Origin of the sequence: Brevibacillus borstelensis, from assembly GCF_003710865.1 — a bacterium.
Lineage (GTDB): Bacteria > Bacillota > Bacilli > Brevibacillales > Brevibacillaceae > Brevibacillus > Brevibacillus borstelensis.
On record NZ_RHHO01000016.1, the window covers coordinates 136,993 to 156,280 of the forward strand.

The following is a 19,288-nucleotide window of genomic DNA, read 5'->3' on the forward strand; positions in this document are numbered from 1 at the left end:
CCAGTGTAGCAAAAGCTGGGTGGCTGCGCGAGTGGCACCGGCAATTGTTCACGAAACGATCATGGAGGAACGCCGCCTGCCTCTTACCGCCTTGTTAATCGATCGTTTAATTGGCGCTCCTTTCCGGGTCAGCTTCCGGGAATGCACACGGTAGCTGACTTGCGGCAAGTCACTGGCAAGCCTGCTTTCCTGAAGGAAAAAAGAAGCAGACTTCACGGTCTTTCCCGCTCCTTTTTTCCTGCCGGCTCATTTTGGCCTGCCACTCATTTTTATCTGCCAGTTCATTTTGGTCTGCCAGCTCCTTTGGCCTGCCCTCTACTTCATCCGGTCGAGCGCAATATTCAGCTTGAGTACATTCACCCGGGGCTGTCCAAAGACACCCAGACTCCGCTCCTCGGTATACTCGTCAATCAAGGCGTTCAGCCTAGCCTGATCGAGATTCCTCGCTTTTGCGATGCGCTCTGCCTGTACGCGAGCCGCCTCGGGGGAAATGTGCGGGTCCAGCCCGGAGCCGGAGTTGGTCAAGAGATCGGCGGGGATCTCTTCCTGCTTGACTGTCGGATTGGCCTTCAGAAAAGCCTCTATGTCCTTTGTCGTCCGCCCGGCCAAAGCCGGATTGGACGGGGCGTAGTTGTTGGAGCCGGAGCTTGCCGCATTATATTCAATAGAAGAAATGCGTCCCGCAAAATACTTCGGGTCTGTAAACGCTTGGCCGATCAACTCTGAACCGATCACGTTTCCCTTGTCATCCACGATCAGGCTGCCGCTCGCCTTGGCGGGCATCGCCAGCTTGGAGATGCCGGTCATCGCCAGCGGGTAGGCAAGCCCGCAGATCAAAAGCAGAACGACACTGAGACGAACATTTTGCAGCATGGACATTCACCTATTCCTTTCCATTATGGGTGTCGTGACGATTTAGACCAGGCTCAGCGAGACCAGCGCCAAGTCGATCAGCTTGATGCCGACAAACGGAGCGGCGATTCCGCCCAATCCGTATAAGGCAAGATTGCGGCCAAGCAGCCTGCTTGCGCTCATCGGGACGTATTTGACCCCTTTCATCGCCAGCGGAATCAGGATCGGGATGATGACGGCATTGAAGATCAGCGCGGACAGTATGGCGCTTTGCGGTGTAGCCAGCTGCATGATGTTGAGCGCCGACATCTGCGGAATTGCCAGCATGAACATCGCCGGGATGATCGCGAAATACTTGGCGACGTCGTTGGCGATGCTGAACGTCGTCAATGCTCCGCGGGTCATCAAAAGCTGCTTGCCAATCGCTACCACCTCGATGATTTTGGTCGGATCGGAATCGAGATCCACCATGTTGGCTGCTTCCTTCGCCGCCACGGTACCGCTGTTCATCGCCAGCCCGACGTCCGCCTGGGCCAGCGCCGGAGCGTCGTTGGTGCCGTCTCCCGTCATAGCGACCAGCTTCCCTTGCGCCTGCTCTTTTTTGATCAAGGAAATCTTGTCTTCCGGCTTCGCCTCCGCAACGAAGTCGTCTACCCCCGCCTCACGGGCAATCGTCGCCGCCGTCAGCGGATTGTCGCCTGTGCACATGACGGTGCGGATGCCCATCCGCCGCAGCTCCTCGAAGCGCTCCCGCATACCCGGCTTGACTGTATCTTTGAGATAGATCAGCCCGAGGATGCGTTCGTCCACGGCTACAGCCAAAGGCGTGCCGCCCTCTGTGGCGATCTGCCGCATTTTCTCCTCCAGCTCCGCGGGAATCTGACCGCCTTTTTCTGCGGTATGCGCCTTGATCGCATCGACAGCTCCTTTGCGTATTTCACGCCCGTCCGGAAGCAGCGTGCCGCTCATTCTCGTCTCCGCCCGAAATTCGATTCCCACTGCCCGAGGGATATCCAGAACAGGCGAAGAAACTCCCTGCCGCTTTGCCAGTTCGATAATAGACCTTCCCTCCGGCGTCTCGTCAAAGATGGAGCTTTGCGCCGCAGCCAGGCTCAATTCCTCCTCGCTCGCATTCCCGACCGGGAAAAAGGCCGCGGCCATCCGGTTCCCAAACGTAATCGTTCCGGTTTTGTCCAAAATAATCGTGTTGATGTCGCCTGCGGCCTCTACCGCTTTCCCCGATTTGGCGATCACATGGAACTGCGTGACGCGATCCATGCCGGCGATGCCGATGGCTGACAAAAGCCCCCCGATGGTGGTAGGAATCAGGCAGACCAGCAGCGCGATCAGCGTCGCCATGGGGATAGCTGCATTCACGTAACCGGCGATCGGCAAAAGCGTCGTGCAGACGATCAGAAAAATCAGCGTCAGCGTGACGAGGAGCGTGCTCAATGCGATTTCGTTCGGCGTTTTTTGCCGCTTGGCCCCTTCTACGAGACTGATCATGCGATCCAGGAACGATTCGCCCGGATCGGCAGTGATCCGCACCTTGATCGTGTCGCTGACGACCCGCGTTCCGCCGGTGACCGAGTTGAAATCCCCGCCCGCCTCCTTGATCACGGGGGCGGACTCTCCGGTGATCGCCGATTCATCCACCGACGCGACGCCTTCGACAATTTCGCCGTCGCCCGGGATCATTTCGCCCGCCTCGACGATGACGAGATCGCCCTTTCGCAGCTTGGTGGCCGGGATCGCTTTGACGCTTCCATCCTTTTGGACGAGCCGGCCCACCGCATCCTGTTTCGTTTTTTTCAGGCTGTCCGCCTGCGCCCTGCCCCGGCCTTCGGCGAGCGCCTCGGCAAAGTTGGCAAAGAGGATCGTGAACAGCAGGATCAAGCTGACGGCCGCATTGTAGCCCGGATCGGACTGGCCGCCAAAAGAGGTCGGAAAAAAAGCCAAGAGCAGCGTGATCAAAAATCCTGCTTCGACGACGAACATCACCGGATTTTTGCACATCACGCGCGGGTCCAGCTTCCGGAATGAATCCAGCAGAGCCCGTTTGTACAAATCATGGGAAAGCGCGGTTTTGCGCTGTGTACTCATCGAAAGTCTCCTTCCCCCGGAGCCGCTTTGTTTATACTCCGGGTCGGCTATAATCCAAGGTCAGCCATATCAATTACATACACGTGTCTATCGGATCGTCAGCCACTCGGCCACTGGACCCAGCGCAACGACCGGGAAAAAGGTCAGCGCCCCGACGATCAGGACTGTCGCCAAGAGAATAAGCAAAAAGACGCTGCTGTCGGTCTGTAGCGTGCCCAAGGTCACCGGCACCGGCGTTTTTCTGAGCAGCGACCCGGCTACCGCAACCATCGTGATGATGGAGATGTACCGCCCAAACAGCATGACCAAGCCGGTCGAAATATTCCAAAACGGCGTGTTGTCCCCCAGCCCTTCAAAGCCCGAGCCGTTGTTGGCAGCCGAGGACGTGAATTCGTAGACGACCTGCGAAATGCCGTGAAAGCCGGGATTGGAGATGGCGGTGCTGCCCATCCCGGTGGCAAGAGCCACGGCGGACGGCGCCAAAATGATCAACGGGTGGACGAGAAGCGTGAGCGCGATCAGCTTCATCTCCTTTGCCTCGATCTTGCGGCCCAGAAACTCGGGCGTCCTCCCGACCATCAGCCCGGCCAGAAACACCGCCAGCAAGGCGTACATCAGGATGTTGACCATGCCGACTCCGTCGCCGCCAAAGACGCAGTTGAGCATCATCTGCGCGAGCGGAACCAGGCCGCCCAGCGGCGTCAGGGTGTCGTGCATGTTGTTGACCGTGCCGGTCGTGGCGGCTGTGGTCACCGCGGTAAACAGGGCGCTTTGCACGATGCCGAAGCGCACTTCCTTTCCTTCCATGCTGCCCATCTCCTGAGAGAGGCCCGCTTTTGCCAGAGCCGGGTTGCCGTTCGTTTCACTGATGTACGCCATGGTTAAAAAGGCAAGGAACATCAGCCCCATAGCGGCAAACAAAATCCACCCCTGCTTGCGGCTTTTCGCCATGTGCCCAAACGCAATCGGCAGCGCGGCCGGGATGACAAACATCGAGAGCATTTCCAGCACATTGGTAAACGGCGTCGGGTTTTCAAACGGATGGGACGAGTTGACGCCGAAAAAGCCGCCTCCGTTCGTTCCCAGATGCTTGATCGCAACCTGGGAAGCTACAGGCCCTCGCGCGATCTGCTGTTCCACGCCTTCGAGCGTATGGGCGGTCGCCGCCGGCTCCAGCGTCTGCGGTACTCCCTGGCTGACCAGTACCAGCGTGACGACGACAGCCAGCGGGATCAGCAGCCGTGTATGGGCACGCACCAGGTCGACGTAAAAGTTGCCGAGGCTACTTTGGCCGGTCACTCCCCGCATGAATGCCATCACGGCGGCGATTCCCGTCGCTGGCGTAGTAAACATCAGGTACATAATGACAGCCATTTGCGACAGATAGGAAAGTCCTGTCTCGCCGCTGTAATGCTGCAGGTTCGTATTGGTCAGAAAGGATGTGACGGTATTGAATGCCAGCAGCGGTTCCATCGCGCCGATGCCCGCCGGATTGCCCGGCAAAATCCCCTGCAGCCGCAAAATCAGATAGCAGATGGCGGCCATCGCCAGGTTGCTGGCCAGCAGAGCCACAACATACTGCTTCCAGTTCATGTCCCCTGTCCGAATGCCGGACACCTTATAGAGGGCCTGCTCTACGCCGCCGAACACTTTGTCCATCCTGGTCCTCTCAAGGGCAAAGGCCCTCTCCAGATAACGGCCCATCGGGATGGCGGCCGCAAGCAGCAAGGCCAAAAACAACGAAATTTGGATGAAGTCCACAACAAGCTCCTCCTCACATGTTTCAAACAGACGGACTCTAGTATTTCTCCGGATAAACAAGGGCGTGGCACAGGTATACGATCAGCCCGGCGGCGATCAACAGCAAAACGCTCATTCCTTCTTCCCCTCCTGCTCTTCTGCTACTGCCTCGCAAAACTTGACGACGCCGTAAAAAATCGCAAACGACAAGGCGATCAGCAATACGGAAACCGCGTCCATCTTCGAGCCTCCCTCCATGCTCAGGAAATTGCTTATAGTCCAATCCACCCGGAATACTTGCTTGCTTTCATCCTCCCTTTGACTTGTCGTGTATGAGCCGAGCGGACTCTTTCGCTTACGCCTCTGCCCCTCTCCCAAGCGATGCCCGGAGCGGTGCCTTTGGGTAAAAAAATAGACCAATGCTTACTCCTTCCCCAGGCGACAAACAAGCACAGGCCACTGCGGGCAGCCAAAAAAACAGCCGCTCGCAAACGGATCGGGCCGGACGGCGATTCATCCAGAATCGCTTCTCCCTTCGATCCGCCGGTGTCTCTTGCTTTGCCTTGTCGGGGAAAAAGTACTCATTGGTCTACCTAACGCCCAGCCGGCAATCCATTGCCCTCTTTGCGCTCTGTCTCCCTGTTCCTTTTTCCAAAACAGACGATTTTTACTGACAGAAAAACGAAAAGACCTGCAAATCAGATCGAACAGGCGGATTGCTGCCGCATTTGGGCAACAAAAAAAGCCTCCTCGAACAGGCGGTCTTTTGACCTCCCTCGCTTTAGCCGACGAAGTTAGCTGACGGGTAGGATGGCGAAAGAGTTTCTCATCCCTTCCACAAAAACCGTGGAATTAACCCCTACTGATTGGGTCCTCCGCTCCCGGGCGCCCCGGGACTAGGCCAGATTTGCAATTGGTTGTTATGTGTCATTATAAGTCGGACGCGATTGGTTGTGAACGGCTGATTTTGACCGATTTCCGATTCTTTTGGGAGAAAAATCGGAATGAAAACGGATAAATCGTTCATTCTCTCAAGCGATCAAATTATTTTGCCCGTTATCTCCCGTTTCCTTTTTTCTCCATTCTCGCGTTGACAGCCTCTCTGGCGCTCAGTAAGATAGGGCTCAATGACAAGATAGGGAGGAATTGGTTTGGCCGTTTCCCACAAGAAGAAAATGGAAGCCGAGATCAGCGAAGCGTTTATTAAGTTTCAGCGCGAACTGATCGGACGCGGCCCGCAGGAAGGAAAATCGTACATCGTCGGCGATATGGTGATCTGCCGCTTCAAAGGCGTCCTCACTGTCGAGGAAAAGCATTTGGCTCATCATGAAAAGGGACGCCGCGTGGTCAAGGAAATGCGAGAGGTCCTGCGCGAGATGTACAGCAAGGAGTGCGAGGAGATCGTCGAAACCATCACCGGCTGCAGGGTGCTTTCCAGCCACAGCGATATCAGCACAAAAATGGGCGAGCGGATCGAGGTTTACGTGCTGAACAAGGATTTGGAGAAGGCGCTGTTGGACATGAAAAGCTAAACTCTAGTGAGTCATCGCCGTTTGGAGGGAACAAAGCTTGAACGAAAAGTATCGGAGGCAGCAGGTGGTGCTCGATCCTCTGAAAGCAAACATTTACAGTATCTTCTTTTCCATCGCTTTTTTCATCGCTGCCCTTTTCCTGTACGGCGGCGAGGTGACGTTTTCCGTGTCGATCCAAGGTCTTTTTCTCTTTCTGCTATTGGTGGTCGCCGGGATTGTCGTCCATGAATGCTTGCACGGGATTGGCTTTTTGCTCAGCAGGGAAGTCTCGTTCTCCGACATCCGCTTTGGATTTGTACCGAAGAAACTGGTTTTCTACTGCTGCTGCGCAAAACCGATTGCGGTATCCCGCTACCGGTTCGCAGTACTGCTGCCCGGCTTGATCTTGGGATTGGTCCCTTTTTGTCTTTCCCTTATGGGACATTCGCTTTTTTGGTACTTGTGGAGCTTTTTTATGATAGCCGGCAGCTTTGGCGATGTTTACATCCTGTGGACACTGCGGAAGTATGACCGGCAGACGCTTATTACCGATTCTGTGGACAGCATCGGTTATGACGCCTATATTCCCGTGGAAGATGGCAATGGAAGCAAGTGAGGTTTGTCACAGCAGCGTTCATCCACCCCAAAAATACAAAAAAAGCCGCGTATGCGAGTGACGTTTGCCATCACCCGATACGCGGCTTCTTTACTTCCAAAAACCGTTTTACGCTACAACATCGTAGCCCTGATCTTCAATCGCTTCCTTGATCGCATCCACAGTCAGTTTGCCTTCGTCGAAAGACACCTCGACCGTTTTTGCCGCCAGGTCAACTTTGCCTGCCGCACCCAGCTCCTTCAGCGCTTTTTCAATCGAGTTTACGCAGTGGTTGCAGGACATTCCTTCTACTTTCAGCGTTACGTTTTGCATCATGATCTCTCCTTCTCAATTTTCCTTTTTATATGATAACCATGCCGCCTCACCGCTCCCAAGGTCAACCCTGGGGATGAGACAGATGGGTCTTGCCTTGTTCTATGGCATGGCCAGCCGGTTGCTGGTGAGGAGCCTCGTCGGGACCGGCCCAGACTGTGTACAGCTGATAGCCGCCGATGACGAGCAGCAGATAGACGATTGCCGAGAGCGCCCATTTTGTTTTGAGATTCATCCTCGTTTCCCCTTTCCCATTACAATTTCACCCGCTGCAGGCGCAGGGCGTTCAGCACGACAGAGACAGAGCTGAAGGCCATTGCGGCCCCGGCCAGCCACGGCGCGAGAAAACCGAGTGCTGCGAACGGAATCCCGACTGTATTGTAGGCGAATGCCCAAAACAGATTTTGCTTGATGTTGCGGATTGTCTTGTGGCTCATCACGATCGCGTCGGCGACACTGGTCAACTCTCCGCGCATCAGCGTGATGTCCGCCGCTTCCATCGCCACATCCGTTCCGGTGCCGATGGCCATGCCGATGTCGGCTGTAGCCAGTGCGGGCGCATCGTTGATGCCGTCTCCCACCATCGCTACTTTGCGGCCTTGGTGCTGCAGCTTTTTCACTTCGTCCGCTTTTCCTTCCGGCAACACCTCGGCAATCACCTGGTCAATCCCCGCCTGACGGGCAATCGCTTCTGCCGTCTGCCTGTTGTCCCCGGTCATCATGATGACAGTCAGGCCCATTTCCTTCATCCGCTTTACCGCTTCGCGGGAAGTCGGCTTGATCGTGTCTGCCACGGCGACCATACCAGCCAGGCGTCCATCGACAGCAGCGAGCATCGCTGTTTTTCCTTCCTTCTCTAGAGAGGACATGACATCTGCGGCCTGTTCATAGGAAATCGATTTTTCGGCAAGCAGGCGGCGCGTTCCGACGAGCACCTCCCTGCCGTTTACGACCGCGCGGATCCCGAATCCGGGAATCGCTTCAAACGCTTCAGCAGCCCCCAGTGAAACTCCTTTTTCGCCAATCCCTTTGACAATCGCCTGGGCCAGCGGATGCTCCGAATTTTTCTCGGCGGCTCCGACCAGTGCCAGCAGCTCGCTTTCGTCCATGTCATAAGCAAAGACGTCCGTGAGCTCGGGTTCGCCTTTCGTTACGGTACCCGTTTTGTCCAGTACAATGGTATCCAATCGGTGCGCCGTTTCCAGATGCTCTCCGCCTTTAAACAGGATGCCCAGCTCTGCCGCGCGGCCCGAACCGGCCATGATCGAAGTAGGCGTAGCCAGTCCCAATGCGCACGGGCAGGCAATGACGAGCACCGCGATTCCCTTTTCCAATGCCGAGGCGAAATCGCCCGGCGAAACGAACCAGTACCAGATCACGAAGGTAAGGACGGCAATCCCGACTACAACCGGAACGAACACGCCGGATATGCTGTCCGCCAGGCGCTGGATCGGAGCCTTGGAGCCTTGCGCTTCCTCGACTACGCGGATGATTTGAGCCAGTGCCGTTTCTTTTCCGACCTTGGTCGCCTGAATCTGGAGAAAACCGTTTTTGTTCAGTGTCGCGCCGATCACGTTGTCTCCGACAGTCTTATCCACCGGAATGCTTTCACCAGTCAGCATCGATTCATCGACAGCCGACTGTCCTTCCAAAACGACGCCATCTACCGGCACCTTTTCTCCTGGCTTTACATAGACGATGTCCCCCGGGCGCACTTCGTCTACCGGAATCGTCATTTCCTCTCCGTACCGTATGACCACTGCCGTCTTGGCCTGCAAGCCCATCAGCTTGCGAATCGCCTCCGAGGAGCGGCCCTTTGCCTTGGCTTCGAACAGCTTGCCGAGCAGGATCAAGGTAATCAATACCGCGCTGGTCTCAAAATACAGCTCAATCATGTGGGCCCCTGTGCCGATGGATTGGATCGCCATGTACAAACTGTAGAAGTAAGCGGCCGAGGTGCCGAGTGCGACCAGCACATCCATGTTGGCGCTTTTGTTGCGCAAAGCCTTGTATGCTCCAACATAAAATTGTTTACCGACAACGAACTGAACCGGTGTCGCCAAAGCCAGCTGCACCCACGGGTTCATCAGCATATCGGGCAGCCAGATGAACGAGGTAAAGGAAAAGTGGCTCACCATCGCCCACAGAAGCGGCAGGGAAAGGATCAGGGAAAAGAGAAACTTTCCGGTCTGCCGTTCGATTTCCTGGGCCCGGCGGTCCGCCGTTTCCGCCTCGGACTGCTCATCCTTGCGTACGGCCTGATACCCCAGCTTTTCCACCTGCCTGATCAGGTCGGCGACGCTCGCCTGGCTCGCGTCGTACTCGACAGAGCCTGTTTCCAAGGCGAGGTTGACATGCGCCTGGATGACGCCCGGTACCTTTTGCAGCCCTTTTTCAATCCGGGTCGCGCAGGCAGCGCAGGTCATTCCCGAGATGTTGAGCTCTACCTTGTCGGTGATCACTCCGTACCCCAAATCCTCGATTTTTTTCTGGATGTCCTGAAAGCTCATTTTTTCGGCGTCATAGACAACTGTCGATTTTTCCAGGGCGAGGTTGACGCTTGCGGACTCGACGCCTTCGAGCTTTTGCAGACCTTTTTCGATCCGAATGGCACACGCTGCACATGTCATGCCGGATATGGCGACTGTCGCTTCTTTTACTTTGCCGCTCATGTTGATTCCTCCGAACCAAATACCCATATGGGGTATATTTTTATTAGTATTCCCCTTACGTCTTTTCTTATCGCAACTTCAGTATACAGTACCCCCATAGGGTATATCAAGCGTTTTTTTCAAAAAAAAATTCCCCGCTTGTCCATTTCAGCAAAACGGGGTCTGCGAAGCCATCCGAACGCAGTTGCGCCCTGCTTTTTTTGCTTCATAAAGAGCCTGGTCGGCTCGCTCTATGGCATTTTCCGGGGAGATTGCCTCGGCAGGCAGGAGCGTTGAGACGCCTACGCTCACCGTCACCACACTGCTTGCCTTTGAGCCGCTGTGCGGAATGGCCAGAGATACGATTCGCTCCCTCACATCCTCCGCTATTCCAAGGGCCCGATCTGCGTCTGTACCCGGCAGCAGCACCGCAAATTCTTCTCCACCATAACGGGCGACCATCGCTCCCTGAAGCTTCAGCGCAGATACGGCTGCTGCAGCTGCTCCTGCTGCTTCCCGCAAACACCTGTCTCCCGGTTGATGGCCGTAGGTATCGTTGTACATTTTAAAATAATCGAGATCAAACATAATGAGCGAGAACGGAACCCCACTCGATTGACATGCTTCCCACTCCGCGCGAATTCGCTCGTCGAAGCAGCGCCTGTTGGCTACGCCAGTCAATCCGTCCATATTGGTCAAATCGCGCAAAAGCTGGTTGGCTGACATCAGCTGCTCCTCTGCCCGCTTCCTAAGCGTAATGTCGCGAAAATGAATCAATTGGGCCGGCTCGCCTCGATAGGAAATCCATGTACTCGCCGTCTCGACATCGACCTCGCTGCCATCCTGGCGGCGAAACCTTGTCTCGATCAGATCCGTGACAGACTCCATATGCTTATGCGCATACGTATCGCGACAGGCTTCGGCTCGCCACTCCTCTTTCGTAAAGGTATACAGCGGTTTTCCCAGCAGCTGCTCCCTTTTTTCCAGTCCCAAAAGCTTTAAAGCAGCGTCGTTGGTCAACACAACTCTGCCTTCCGACACCACAAGGACTCCGTCTGGAGAGAGCTGCACCAAGCGCCGGTAGCGCTCCTCGCTCTCCTCAAGCTCGTAAAGCAGGTGATTGGTCCGGCGAATATACGTCATGACCAAATAACTGAGGATCCCCCCCATGAGGGATATTGGCCACTGATACATCGCCACTTGCATTAACAAAGATGTATCGGGAAGATTCATGTACAGAGAAGATGTGGCCACGACAATGCCGTAGAAGTTCAAAAGGATAATCCTGCTCCAGGGCTGCATTCGGAAATAGGACAGGGCGCCACACCCGATTCCGATCAGGATGGCAAAAAATGCAGCAGTCAGCGAGGCGGCACTTACACCATACAATCCCACCCGTCCGACCGCGATGATGACGGCTGAAGCCAGGGCCGCAGGCATCCCTCCGAAAAAAGCTGACAACACAATCACTATATGTCGCAAATCCGCCACCACAGAAGGAGAGACTCTGATCGCATACAGCATCAGCAAGACACCTACCATGCCAAGCAAACCGCCATACACCAGACGGATGCGGATGGGGGACTGGGGTACGACCAGCTTTCCTTTGTAAATATGACCGATGATCAAGAAGCACGAAATCAAGATAGCCAGATTGGTACCGAAATCTTTTAACACACTCTCACGCCTTCTGCTTTCTTAGTATGCCACATGCGACCCCGTCACGGGCGATCAGCATGGCAGACGTACTCCGCTACATCATAAAGCTGCAAGGTTCACTTGTAAATGTTTTCGGACCCTCTTCCTTGAAATCGCAAGCCCGTTGTTGTCAGTTTGTCACCTTTTTGAAATGGCAAAAAGCCCTGCTCCTCCCATTCGGAACAGGGCTTCCCGCATTTGCTTTTGAGCCTTGCATATTCATTAGCCTTGCGTATTTATTTACCCTTGCTTTTTATGATAAGCGGCGGCAATCTGCGCAGCCACGGCTGCATTGTGCTTCACCAGGGCAATATTGGTTTGCAGGCTTTTGCCTTCTGTCAGTTCTTTTACTTTCGAGAGCAAGAACGGCGTTACCTTTTTGCCGGCGATTCCGTTTTCTTTCGCTTCCTTCAGCGCTTGCAGAATGACTGCCTCGATCTTGCCGTGATCAAGCGCATCCTTCTCCGGTACCGGGTTGGCGATGACAAGACCGCCGTCCAGACCGAGCTTCCACTTCGTATCCATCACGGTTGCGACTTCTTCTGGAGCATCCAGACGGAAATCGACGCCAAAGCCGCTCTCTCTTGCGAAGAAGGAAGGGAACTCATCCGTGCGATAGCCGACGACAGGCACCCCTTGTGTCTCCAAGTATTCGAGGGTACGGCCGATATCGAGAATCGACTTGCATCCGGCGCATACGACTGCGAGGCCCGTTTGCGCCAGCTCGGTCAGGTCAGCAGACACGTCCCAGGTGATTTCGCCTTCGCGGTGAACACCGCCGATGCCGCCTGTGGCAAAAACGCGGATGCCTGCCAGCTGGGCTGCGATCATCGTACCGGCTACCGTCGTCGCCCCGATTTTGCCGCTGGCGAGAATGTACGGGAAATCGCGTCGGCTTACTTTTTCAACGGATTTGTTCGTCGCGAACTCTTCCAGTTCACTTTCCGACAGCCCGATCTTGATTTTTCCGTCCATAATCCCGATCGTTGCCGGTACCGCGCCGTTGTCACGGATGATCTGCTCGACTTCCTTCGCCATCTCGATATTTTGCGGATACGGCATCCCGTGGGAAATGATTGTTGTTTCCAGGGCTACAACTGGCAAGTTATTGTCCAATGCATGGCGCACTTCATCTGTAAAAGTCAGGTATTGTTTCATCCGTTATCGCTCCTCTTCGTATTGGTTTATCGTTTGTTCCAGTTCCTCCGGCTTCAGCAGCGGCGATACCGAATACTCGGTCTGCAGCGTCAAGGCCGAAGCAGCCATGCCGAGCCGGCACGCTCTGCCCAGCGGCTCACCGTTTACGACCCCGTACAAAAGACCGGAGGCAAAAGCGTCGCCCGCTCCCGTCACGTCCACTACCTCTGTCGGGTAGGGGGCCAGCTTCTCCGCCTGGTCCTCCGATTGATAATAAATGCCCTGTTCGCCGAGCGTCACCACGACACTTTTCACGCCTCGTGCCCTGATTTTCCGGCACGCTTCTTCGCAGTCCTGCATGGTTTTGATCTCCATGCCTGACAAAAGCTCGGCTTCCTCGCGATTCGGCAGGATTGCTTCGACTCCGTCCAAACGCTCGGGCAGTTTTTCCGCCTTGGCAGAAGAAACCGGATCGACGAACAGCGCGATGCCCTCATCCCGGCAGCGTCCGATCACGTATGCCAAACAGTCTGCAGGAAGGTTCGTATCGAGGTAAACGGCCCGGGCGGCTGCGATATGGGACCACCGTTCCGCAAACATTTGCGGCGTGAGCGTATCGTAAATATCCATATTCGCCAGGGAGACGACCATTTCGCCTTCCTTGTCCAAAAGCGCCGTGTACGTACCGGTTCGCTGAGTGGGCAACCGCCACACCTGGCTGATATCGACCCCGTGCTTTTTCGTTTCCTGCAAAATCCAGTCGCCTTCCTTGTCTTCCCCGACACAGCTGATCAGCGAGACATTGCAGCCAAGCCGACCGAGATTTTCCGCGATATTGCGGCCGACCCCTCCGCATGATTCAGAGATGGTTACCGGATTCGATGAGTGGAGCCGCACTTGCTGCTTGGCCCGCGCTTTCCGGTCCAGATTGGCTCCGCCGATGCAGACGATCAGCTCTTCGTCGCGAAGAATATAGGCCCGTCCTTTGATTTCGCCGCGCTTGGTCAGCTGCGCGATATAGCCAGCCACCGCCGACCGGGAAATGCCCATCTTGTCAGCCAGCTCCTGTTGGCTGACGAACGGATTTTCACGAATGTAGCGGAGGATTTGTTTTTCTTTGTCCACGGCCCTCCTCCTTTCTGCCTTAGTAGCATTTGCAACTCGAACTGCTCCTCTTTACAAACAAAAGTTTATCACATAGACAAAAGTTTTCAAAGAGAAAATAATGGTGCCGCAAGAAAAAACGCATTCTTTGACCATCCGCGAAAAGATGGGCACAAGAATGCGCTTCTATAACGGCTATGCTGTGTTATGTTGCTTTTTTGCTAATCCATGGTTGATCGCTTTTGATCGCCTGCATTTTCCGACCTCTATGCCCGCCCTTTTTTACGATTCTACGGCATTCTGCAGCGCCGGCTCCTTCGCTTTTTCCCGATGGCGGGACAGGGCAAAAATCGTCCCGATAATGCACAAACCGCCGATCCACTCAAACATCCCGAACGACACATGCAGCCAAACAACGGTCGTAATCACGGCAGACAATGGTTCCGCGCAGGCAAGCAGGCTGGTTTCTGTCGGGCGGATATAGTTCAGACTGTCTACGTACAGATAAAAGGGAATCAAGGTCCCAAACAAGACGATGAAGACAACAGCCAGAACCGATGGAACCGACCAGATCATGTCCACTGCTTGCCAAGGCTGTTTTGCCAGGCAAAGACCGATGCCCCCGATCAGCATCGCCCAGCCAAGGACGACTGTAGACCCCCAGCGCCCCAGAAGCGGCTTCGGGTATACGGTGTAAAAAGCAAGCGCCAGCGCCGAGGCCAGCCCCCAAATAACGGCGGCAGCGGAAATCGTCAGCTTCCCCGGATTTCCTCCCGTGATGAGCAGATACGTCCCCCCGAGAGCCAGGATCAGAGCCGTCACCTGTGCTGCTGAAGGCAACTGCCGAAGTTTGATGACGAGATACACAACCAGAAAAACGGGCCCCAAATACTGCAGCAGCGTCGCAGTCGCCGCATTGCCCGCTTCGATCGAGGCAAAATACGTATACTGGACCGCGAGCATGCCTGCGATCGAAAACAGCAGGAGCCGGGCCAAATCACCGCCGGAGAACAAAATCCGCCAAACATTCTGACGATGCGGCCCACATAATGACAGCGCGAGCAGGATCAATCCGGAGGCGAGCAACCGTGACGCTACCAGCCAATCCGTCTGAAACTGATAATGCTGCATGAGCGATTGGGCCACGGTGCCTGAGACTCCCCATAAGATCGAAGCGACAATCACCATTGTAAAGCCGCGGACGCGTAATGAAGAAATCATGGTGTTTTTTCTCCTCTCCCATCCAATATATTATGCAATATATCGCATTCTGCTGTAAAATACAAGAAGATGCTTCTTTTACCAAAACGCCTTCTAAGGAGGACTTGTCATGCCTCTTCCCCCCAATTTGCGAAAGGTCGAACGAACCTCCGCGAAAAACAAGGTATTGCAGCAGCTGCAGACCTGGATCATAGACGGTACCCTGCAGCCGGGCGAAAAAATATTGGATACGGAGCTGGCCGACGCGATAGGAGTCAGCCGGACGCCTGTACGGGAGGCGCTGCAAATCCTGGAGCTGCAGGGCTTTGTAGAGATGCAGCCCGGTGTGGAGACGCGAGTGACCAAGCTGGCTCCCGAAGACGTCCCCAACATCTACCGGCCGCTCATCGCCTTGGAAGCGCTGGCTGCGGAGCTGGTCGTGCCCAAGATCACCGATGCGGTGCTGGACGAATTGACCGAGCTGAACAGGCAGTTTTCCGAAGCGATCGAGACAAGCCAGTCATATGCCGCCATGGAGCTGGACGAGGCGTTTCACAAGCTGATCCACGAAACGGCCGGAAATACGTACATATCATCCTTTACCTCCCTCTTGCACATGCATTTGCGCCGGTTAAAATTTGTCTTCTTCCAGCATTTTTTGCCTGCCCGCACTTCAGTAGAAGAGCATCGTCTACTGATTCAGGCCCTCCGCGACAAAAATGCGGCGGCCGCTGTCGAAGCGATGACGCAAAACTGGCTCAGACCCATGCATGAGGTAGCACGCCAACTGGAAAAAGCAAACAAAGGAGACGACTGATGAATAGACCCTGGCTAAAGCTTTCCCTGATTGAGTCGAATGAAGAAAGAAAGGCATACCGCTCTCTTTTGCTTTTGGCAGATGACTGGGCCGAGGCCGTTGACCAGTACATGTACGGAGGAGAGCTGTATATCGCCCAGGATCAGCAGGACCAAGTGCTGGGCGTTTGTCTGATGCACGCTTTGTCCCCCGAGGAAGCGGAGATCAAGAACCTCGCCGTCCGGCCGGAATTCCGCGGACAGGGAGTGGGGAAGGCCATAATTGAAGAGCTTTGCAGCCGCTTCGCCTCCAAAGGCTTTTCACGGATCATAGTAGGCACCGCCAATTCCAGCATCGACAATCTGGCTTTTTACCAAAAGGCGGGCTTCCGCATGACAGAAATTCGCAAGGATTTTTTCTGTTCCTATCCCGAGCCCGTGATTGAAAACGGGATCCGGGCATGGGACATGGTCATGTTTGAACGCCCTCTGTCTGCATCTTGCTGAAAAAGTCTTGGAAGCTGTCCCCGCTTGCCGATTCCCCCGGCGAAAGGATGATTTGCTGTCCATCGGCACATACTACCGAAAAAAATGGGTGGGATGATGGTGTCGAATCAAACAGACGGACGATACAACAACGCGCAGGCAAAAGGCGAAGACAAGCAGGAAGGCGAGTTCTTCTACTTTGATCTGTCAGACGAGCACCATGAGAAGCTCTTGGAAAAGGAATTGAAGGAAGGTCACGAAAATCCTCTTGGACCTCTGGAAGAGGTAACAAAAGTGGAATATTAAAATCAACCTGGAACCGGCTCCGGCTATGAAAACAAATGGCCGGAGCTTTTTCCTGCTTTCCCTTTCTACATTTGATGCGGGATACGTTGCTGCCGTTTTGTCCGCTTCTTTGACAAGCACCACTAAGAGGTGTATAATTATCTTAAATTTGAGATATGTACTGAACTAAATCCTAAAGGGGGTGCACGCAAATGCCCGAAGAACAGCAACATCGTGACGACTCGCTTTTGCTGATGGTGGTTTTGGCCCGTGCCTATAACTGGGTAACGGCACATACCACGCGGGAAATCCGCCAGCATGGGTTGAATCCCACCGAGTTTGGCGTACTTGAGGTGCTGTACCATAAAGGTCCCCAGCCTCTCCAGCAAATTGGCGAAAAGATCCTGATCTCGAGCGGTAACATTACGTACGTCGTGGACAAACTAGAAAAGAAGCAGCTTCTGGTCCGCAAGCCATGTGCCGAAGACCGGCGGGTTATTTACGCAGAACTGACGGAAAAAGGTCAACAGTTTCTGGCTTCCATCTTTCCCTCCCATAAAATAGCCATTGAGCAAGCCGTCAGTGGCCTCAATCCGGAGGAAAAGAGAAGCGCAATCGAGCTGTTAAAAAAGTTGGGGCATTCTGCTCAAGAGCGCTTTCATAAATAAAAAAACATGGAAGTGTAAAAACTCTTGACAAGATCCTCGATACGTAATAATCTTAAAATCAAGATTTACTATTTCAAGGTTATATACTTTCCTTTTGAAAGGGGAATAAGAAAAGCATGAGTAAAGTATTATTTATCAAAGCCAACAACCGTCCCGTGGAGCAAGCAGTCAGCGTAAAGCTGTACCAAGCTTTCGTGGACTCTTATAAGGAGACCCATCCACAAGACGAGATCGTAGAACTGGATTTGTTCGCAGAAAACCTGCCATACTACGATGTAGAAAAAATCAATGCCATGTTCAAACAAGGCAAAGGAATGGAAATGACTGCTGAAGATCAAAAAGCAGCTGAGCTGGTTAACAAATATCTGAACCAGTTTATCGAAGCCGACAAAGTGATGATCGCATTCCCGCTGTGGAACTTCACTGTACCTGCTGTCCTTCACACGTATTTCGACTACCTGTGCCAAGCAGGCAAAACGTTCCGCTACACTGCAGAAGGTCCAGTTGGGCTGTTGAACAACAAAAAAGTGGCTCTGCTGAACGCACGCGGCGGCGTATACTCCGAAGGTCCTGCTGCCAATGTTGAAATGGCTGTTAAATACGTGCAAACCATTCTGGGCTTCCTGGGCGTGAAAGACATGTCCACTGTCATCGTAGAAGGCCACAATGCGTCCCCTGACAAAGCGGAAGCACTTATTCAAGAAGGCATTGAAAAGGCTGTAAAACTGGCGGAATCCTTCTAAGGCCCGCCGGCCTTTTTTTGGACTAATATCTCAAATTTAAAATACTCTAATTTAAAATTATTTTACAAGGAGTGAATGTATGATGGTAGATGTAGGTTTGTTGATCATTCGTCTTGTTGTCGGTCTTACTTTTGCAGCTCACGGTACACAAAAATTGTTTGGTTGGTTTGGCGGTCACGGATTAAAGGGTACGGGCGGATGGTTTGAATCCATCGGCATGAAGCCCGGCGTCGCCATGGCTCTGATGGCTGGTTTGAGTGAACTGATTGGCGGACTGCTGTTTGCTGCCGGAGTCGGCACCTGGGTAGGCGCTGTGCTGATCATCGGCACGATGCTTGTAGCGATTGTAAAAGTCCACGGCCCTAACGGATACTGGGCAACACAAAACGGCTACGAATACAATCTGACCCTGATTGCTGTCGCTTTGGGCGTTGCTCTGATCGGTCCTGGTGCCTATACGCTGTTCTAATCAAAAACAATCAGCATGTTATGCCTTGCCCTTATGCAAAACAACAGCTAGCATAGAAGCTACTTTCTTTGTCATATATGTCCCATAACAAGGAGGCCATTATGCACATTTCCATCTATACACCGGACCAGCAAGGAAAAGGCCATTTCGGCAATGGCGAAATCGTGGAGAGCAAACCGATTGCTTTTCCCCACGAGGAAACGGCTGTCAAGCGCGTCGGCCCCCTCTTTTACTGGGCTTGGGCCAAATCGCTGACGACGTTTGAAATACCGCTGCATCCGCACTCCGGCTTTGAAATCGTTTCGTACGTGCTAAACGGAACGGTTGGTCACCGCGATACACTAGGTAATTTGCAGCAAGTATCCACCGGCGGAGCGCAAGTAATGCAGACCGGATCAGGAGCTTATCACGCCGAAGAAATGAGTACAGGCACGGAAATGTTTCAAATCTGGTTTGAGCCTCATCTCTCCCAGGCGGTCAAGGTGCCGCCCACTTACAACCAGTACAATCATGAAGAGTTTCCGCTCGATGTGATTGACGGCGTACAGGTGAAACGGGTGATCGGTACGGATGCGCCGATTTCTCTCGTGACCGACTCTTTGATGAGAGATATCATCATCCCGGCCAATCATTCCTATCGTTGGCAGCTTCCAAAGGGGTATTCCCTGGCAGCAGTTGTCGTTTCGGGCAAAGGGGAGCTGCATTTGGCAGAAGGAGCGAGTGGCCTTCACGGCGGCGATTTTGCCGTGGTGTCCTCGGATCAGGCCGGAGAGCTCCGGTTTAGCGCCCCTTCCGGTGAATCGCTCCGCCTCGTTGCGATTCAGGTGCCGTCAGAGGTGGACTACCCGCTATACCGAAAGTAAACAACTAGGCAACCTTCCAAACCGTACGATTGAACAGGCCGCTCCGCTGACTGGA

Annotated in this window: 21 protein-coding genes and 1 riboswitch; of the genes, 10 read left to right on the forward strand and 11 right to left on the reverse strand. The window is 54.0% G+C overall.

From position 1 onward, the window contains the following. Nucleotides 1–31 precede the first annotated feature (31 nt). The gene (locus EDM54_RS26955; RefSeq protein WP_255320310.1) at nucleotides 32–154 is read left to right on the forward strand and encodes a hypothetical protein; all 123 of its coding nucleotides are present in this window, start codon (nucleotides 32–34) and stop codon (nucleotides 152–154) included. Between the two features lie 161 nt (nucleotides 155–315). Here the strand turns inward: EDM54_RS26955 and kdpC are convergent, their stop codons facing one another. The 4 genes from kdpC to kdpF form a co-directional block, all read right to left on the reverse strand. Further along, on the reverse strand, nucleotides 316–873 hold the full coding sequence (gene kdpC / locus EDM54_RS08730) for a potassium-transporting ATPase subunit KdpC (RefSeq protein ID WP_024983316.1): 558 nt from the start codon (nucleotides 871–873) through the stop codon (nucleotides 316–318). Nucleotides 874–915: 42 nt separating this feature from the next. Continuing rightward, on the reverse strand, nucleotides 916–2,955 hold the full coding sequence (kdpB, locus tag EDM54_RS08735; RefSeq protein ID WP_122958075.1) for a potassium-transporting ATPase subunit KdpB: 2,040 nt from the start codon (nucleotides 2,953–2,955) through the stop codon (nucleotides 916–918). A gap of 87 nt (nucleotides 2,956–3,042) precedes the next feature. Next, nucleotides 3,043–4,716 carry a potassium-transporting ATPase subunit KdpA gene (kdpA, locus tag EDM54_RS08740; protein WP_122958076.1) on the reverse strand — a complete coding sequence of 558 codons (1,674 nt, stop codon included), beginning with the start codon at nucleotides 4,714–4,716 and terminating at the stop codon, nucleotides 3,043–3,045. A 37-nt stretch (nucleotides 4,717–4,753) separates the two neighbouring features. Beyond that, the gene (gene kdpF / locus EDM54_RS27345) at nucleotides 4,754–4,831 is read right to left on the reverse strand and encodes a K(+)-transporting ATPase subunit F (protein WP_227277768.1); all 78 of its coding nucleotides are present in this window, start codon (nucleotides 4,829–4,831) and stop codon (nucleotides 4,754–4,756) included. 632 nt (nucleotides 4,832–5,463) lie between these two features. Further along, nucleotides 5,464–5,608, reverse strand: a riboswitch (cyclic di-AMP (ydaO/yuaA leader). A 238-nt stretch (nucleotides 5,609–5,846) separates the two neighbouring features. Between kdpF and EDM54_RS08755 the strand changes: the two genes are divergently transcribed. Continuing rightward, entirely contained in the window at nucleotides 5,847–6,227 is a 381-nt protein-coding gene (locus tag EDM54_RS08755; protein WP_003389914.1) for a Na-translocating system protein MpsC family protein, read from the forward strand. Nucleotides 6,228–6,264: 37 nt separating this feature from the next. Continuing rightward, nucleotides 6,265–6,822, forward strand: a complete 558-nt coding sequence (locus EDM54_RS08760; RefSeq protein ID WP_024983313.1) for a DUF3267 domain-containing protein — start codon at nucleotides 6,265–6,267, stop codon at nucleotides 6,820–6,822. A gap of 108 nt (nucleotides 6,823–6,930) precedes the next feature. On the opposite strand, the gene EDM54_RS08765 is transcribed toward EDM54_RS08760, so the two are convergent. The 7 genes from EDM54_RS08765 to EDM54_RS08790 all read right to left on the reverse strand — a co-directional run bounded on the left by EDM54_RS08765 (nucleotide 6,931) and on the right by EDM54_RS08790 (nucleotide 14,945). After that, entirely contained in the window at nucleotides 6,931–7,134 is a 204-nt protein-coding gene (locus tag EDM54_RS08765) for a copper ion binding protein (protein ID WP_003389916.1), read from the reverse strand. Between the two features lie 64 nt (nucleotides 7,135–7,198). After that, nucleotides 7,199–7,369, reverse strand: a complete 171-nt coding sequence (locus tag EDM54_RS26415) for a hypothetical protein (RefSeq protein WP_155807946.1) — start codon at nucleotides 7,367–7,369, stop codon at nucleotides 7,199–7,201. A gap of 19 nt (nucleotides 7,370–7,388) precedes the next feature. Then, nucleotides 7,389–9,806: a heavy metal translocating P-type ATPase gene (locus EDM54_RS08770; RefSeq protein WP_024983312.1), complete on the reverse strand. Its 2,418-nt coding sequence runs from the start codon at nucleotides 9,804–9,806 to the stop codon at nucleotides 7,389–7,391. Between the two features lie 147 nt (nucleotides 9,807–9,953). After that, entirely contained in the window at nucleotides 9,954–11,462 is a 1,509-nt protein-coding gene (locus tag EDM54_RS08775) for a diguanylate cyclase (protein WP_122958079.1), read from the reverse strand. Between the two features lie 261 nt (nucleotides 11,463–11,723). After that, nucleotides 11,724–12,641, reverse strand: a complete 918-nt coding sequence (locus EDM54_RS08780) for a pseudouridine-5'-phosphate glycosidase (protein WP_003389919.1) — start codon at nucleotides 12,639–12,641, stop codon at nucleotides 11,724–11,726. 3 nt (nucleotides 12,642–12,644) lie between these two features. After that, nucleotides 12,645–13,745: a carbohydrate kinase gene (locus EDM54_RS08785; RefSeq protein ID WP_003389921.1), complete on the reverse strand. Its 1,101-nt coding sequence runs from the start codon at nucleotides 13,743–13,745 to the stop codon at nucleotides 12,645–12,647. Between the two features lie 261 nt (nucleotides 13,746–14,006). Next, nucleotides 14,007–14,945, reverse strand: coding sequence for an EamA family transporter (locus EDM54_RS08790; protein ID WP_035979249.1), 939 nt, complete (start codon nucleotides 14,943–14,945; stop codon nucleotides 14,007–14,009). Nucleotides 14,946–15,054: 109 nt separating this feature from the next. On the opposite strand from EDM54_RS08790, the gene EDM54_RS08795 reads away from it, so the two are divergent. The 7 genes from EDM54_RS08795 (at nucleotide 15,055) to EDM54_RS08825 (ending at nucleotide 19,233) form a co-directional block, all read left to right on the forward strand. Continuing rightward, nucleotides 15,055–15,741, forward strand: a complete 687-nt coding sequence (locus tag EDM54_RS08795; protein ID WP_003389923.1) for a GntR family transcriptional regulator — start codon at nucleotides 15,055–15,057, stop codon at nucleotides 15,739–15,741. Beyond that, on the forward strand, nucleotides 15,741–16,226 hold the full coding sequence (locus EDM54_RS08800; protein ID WP_122958080.1) for a GNAT family N-acetyltransferase: 486 nt from the start codon (nucleotides 15,741–15,743) through the stop codon (nucleotides 16,224–16,226). The genes EDM54_RS08795 and EDM54_RS08800 overlap by 1 nt, the downstream gene beginning before the upstream one ends. 99 nt (nucleotides 16,227–16,325) lie before the next feature. Continuing rightward, nucleotides 16,326–16,511: a hypothetical protein gene (locus EDM54_RS08805; protein WP_024983307.1), complete on the forward strand. Its 186-nt coding sequence runs from the start codon at nucleotides 16,326–16,328 to the stop codon at nucleotides 16,509–16,511. 191 nt (nucleotides 16,512–16,702) lie between these two features. After that, nucleotides 16,703–17,158 carry a MarR family winged helix-turn-helix transcriptional regulator gene (locus tag EDM54_RS08810; RefSeq protein WP_003389926.1) on the forward strand — a complete coding sequence of 152 codons (456 nt, stop codon included), beginning with the start codon at nucleotides 16,703–16,705 and terminating at the stop codon, nucleotides 17,156–17,158. 116 nt (nucleotides 17,159–17,274) lie between these two features. Continuing rightward, nucleotides 17,275–17,901, forward strand: a complete 627-nt coding sequence (locus EDM54_RS08815) for an FMN-dependent NADH-azoreductase (protein WP_122958081.1) — start codon at nucleotides 17,275–17,277, stop codon at nucleotides 17,899–17,901. An 82-nt stretch (nucleotides 17,902–17,983) separates the two neighbouring features. Continuing rightward, on the forward strand, nucleotides 17,984–18,370 hold the full coding sequence (locus EDM54_RS08820; protein ID WP_003389929.1) for a DoxX family protein: 387 nt from the start codon (nucleotides 17,984–17,986) through the stop codon (nucleotides 18,368–18,370). Between the two features lie 101 nt (nucleotides 18,371–18,471). Then, nucleotides 18,472–19,233 (forward strand): pirin family protein, encoded by a 762-nt coding sequence (locus tag EDM54_RS08825; RefSeq protein ID WP_122958082.1) that lies wholly within the window; start codon nucleotides 18,472–18,474, stop codon nucleotides 19,231–19,233. The last annotated feature ends 55 nt before the right edge of the window (nucleotides 19,234–19,288 follow it).

Excerpts from the sequence above, each read along its gene's own strand:
- EDM54_RS08770 (WP_024983312.1), bottom strand. The coding sequence starts at position 9,806 with ATGAGCGGCAAAGTAAAAGAAGCGACAGTCGCCATATCCGGCATGACA.
- EDM54_RS08765 (WP_003389916.1), bottom strand. The coding sequence starts at position 7,134 with ATGCAAAACGTAACGCTGAAAGTAGAAGGAATGTCCTGCAACCACTGC.
- kdpF (WP_227277768.1), bottom strand. The coding sequence starts at position 4,831 with ATGAGCGTTTTGCTGTTGATCGCCGCCGGGCTGATCGTATACCTGTGC.
- EDM54_RS08825 (WP_122958082.1), top strand. The coding sequence starts at position 18,472 with ATGCACATTTCCATCTATACACCGGACCAGCAAGGAAAAGGCCATTTC.
- EDM54_RS26415 (WP_155807946.1), bottom strand. The coding sequence starts at position 7,369 with ATGAATCTCAAAACAAAATGGGCGCTCTCGGCAATCGTCTATCTGCTG.
- EDM54_RS08810 (WP_003389926.1), top strand. The coding sequence starts at position 16,703 with ATGCCCGAAGAACAGCAACATCGTGACGACTCGCTTTTGCTGATGGTG.
- kdpC (WP_024983316.1), bottom strand. The coding sequence starts at position 873 with ATGCTGCAAAATGTTCGTCTCAGTGTCGTTCTGCTTTTGATCTGCGGG.
- EDM54_RS08815 (WP_122958081.1), top strand. The coding sequence starts at position 17,275 with ATGAGTAAAGTATTATTTATCAAAGCCAACAACCGTCCCGTGGAGCAA.
- EDM54_RS08780 (WP_003389919.1), bottom strand. The coding sequence starts at position 12,641 with ATGAAACAATACCTGACTTTTACAGATGAAGTGCGCCATGCATTGGAC.
- EDM54_RS08800 (WP_122958080.1), top strand. The coding sequence starts at position 15,741 with ATGAATAGACCCTGGCTAAAGCTTTCCCTGATTGAGTCGAATGAAGAA.
- EDM54_RS08795 (WP_003389923.1), top strand. The coding sequence starts at position 15,055 with ATGCCTCTTCCCCCCAATTTGCGAAAGGTCGAACGAACCTCCGCGAAA.
- EDM54_RS08790 (WP_035979249.1), bottom strand. The coding sequence starts at position 14,945 with ATGATTTCTTCATTACGCGTCCGCGGCTTTACAATGGTGATTGTCGCT.
- EDM54_RS08820 (WP_003389929.1), top strand. The coding sequence starts at position 17,984 with ATGGTAGATGTAGGTTTGTTGATCATTCGTCTTGTTGTCGGTCTTACT.
- kdpB (WP_122958075.1), bottom strand. The coding sequence starts at position 2,955 with ATGAGTACACAGCGCAAAACCGCGCTTTCCCATGATTTGTACAAACGG.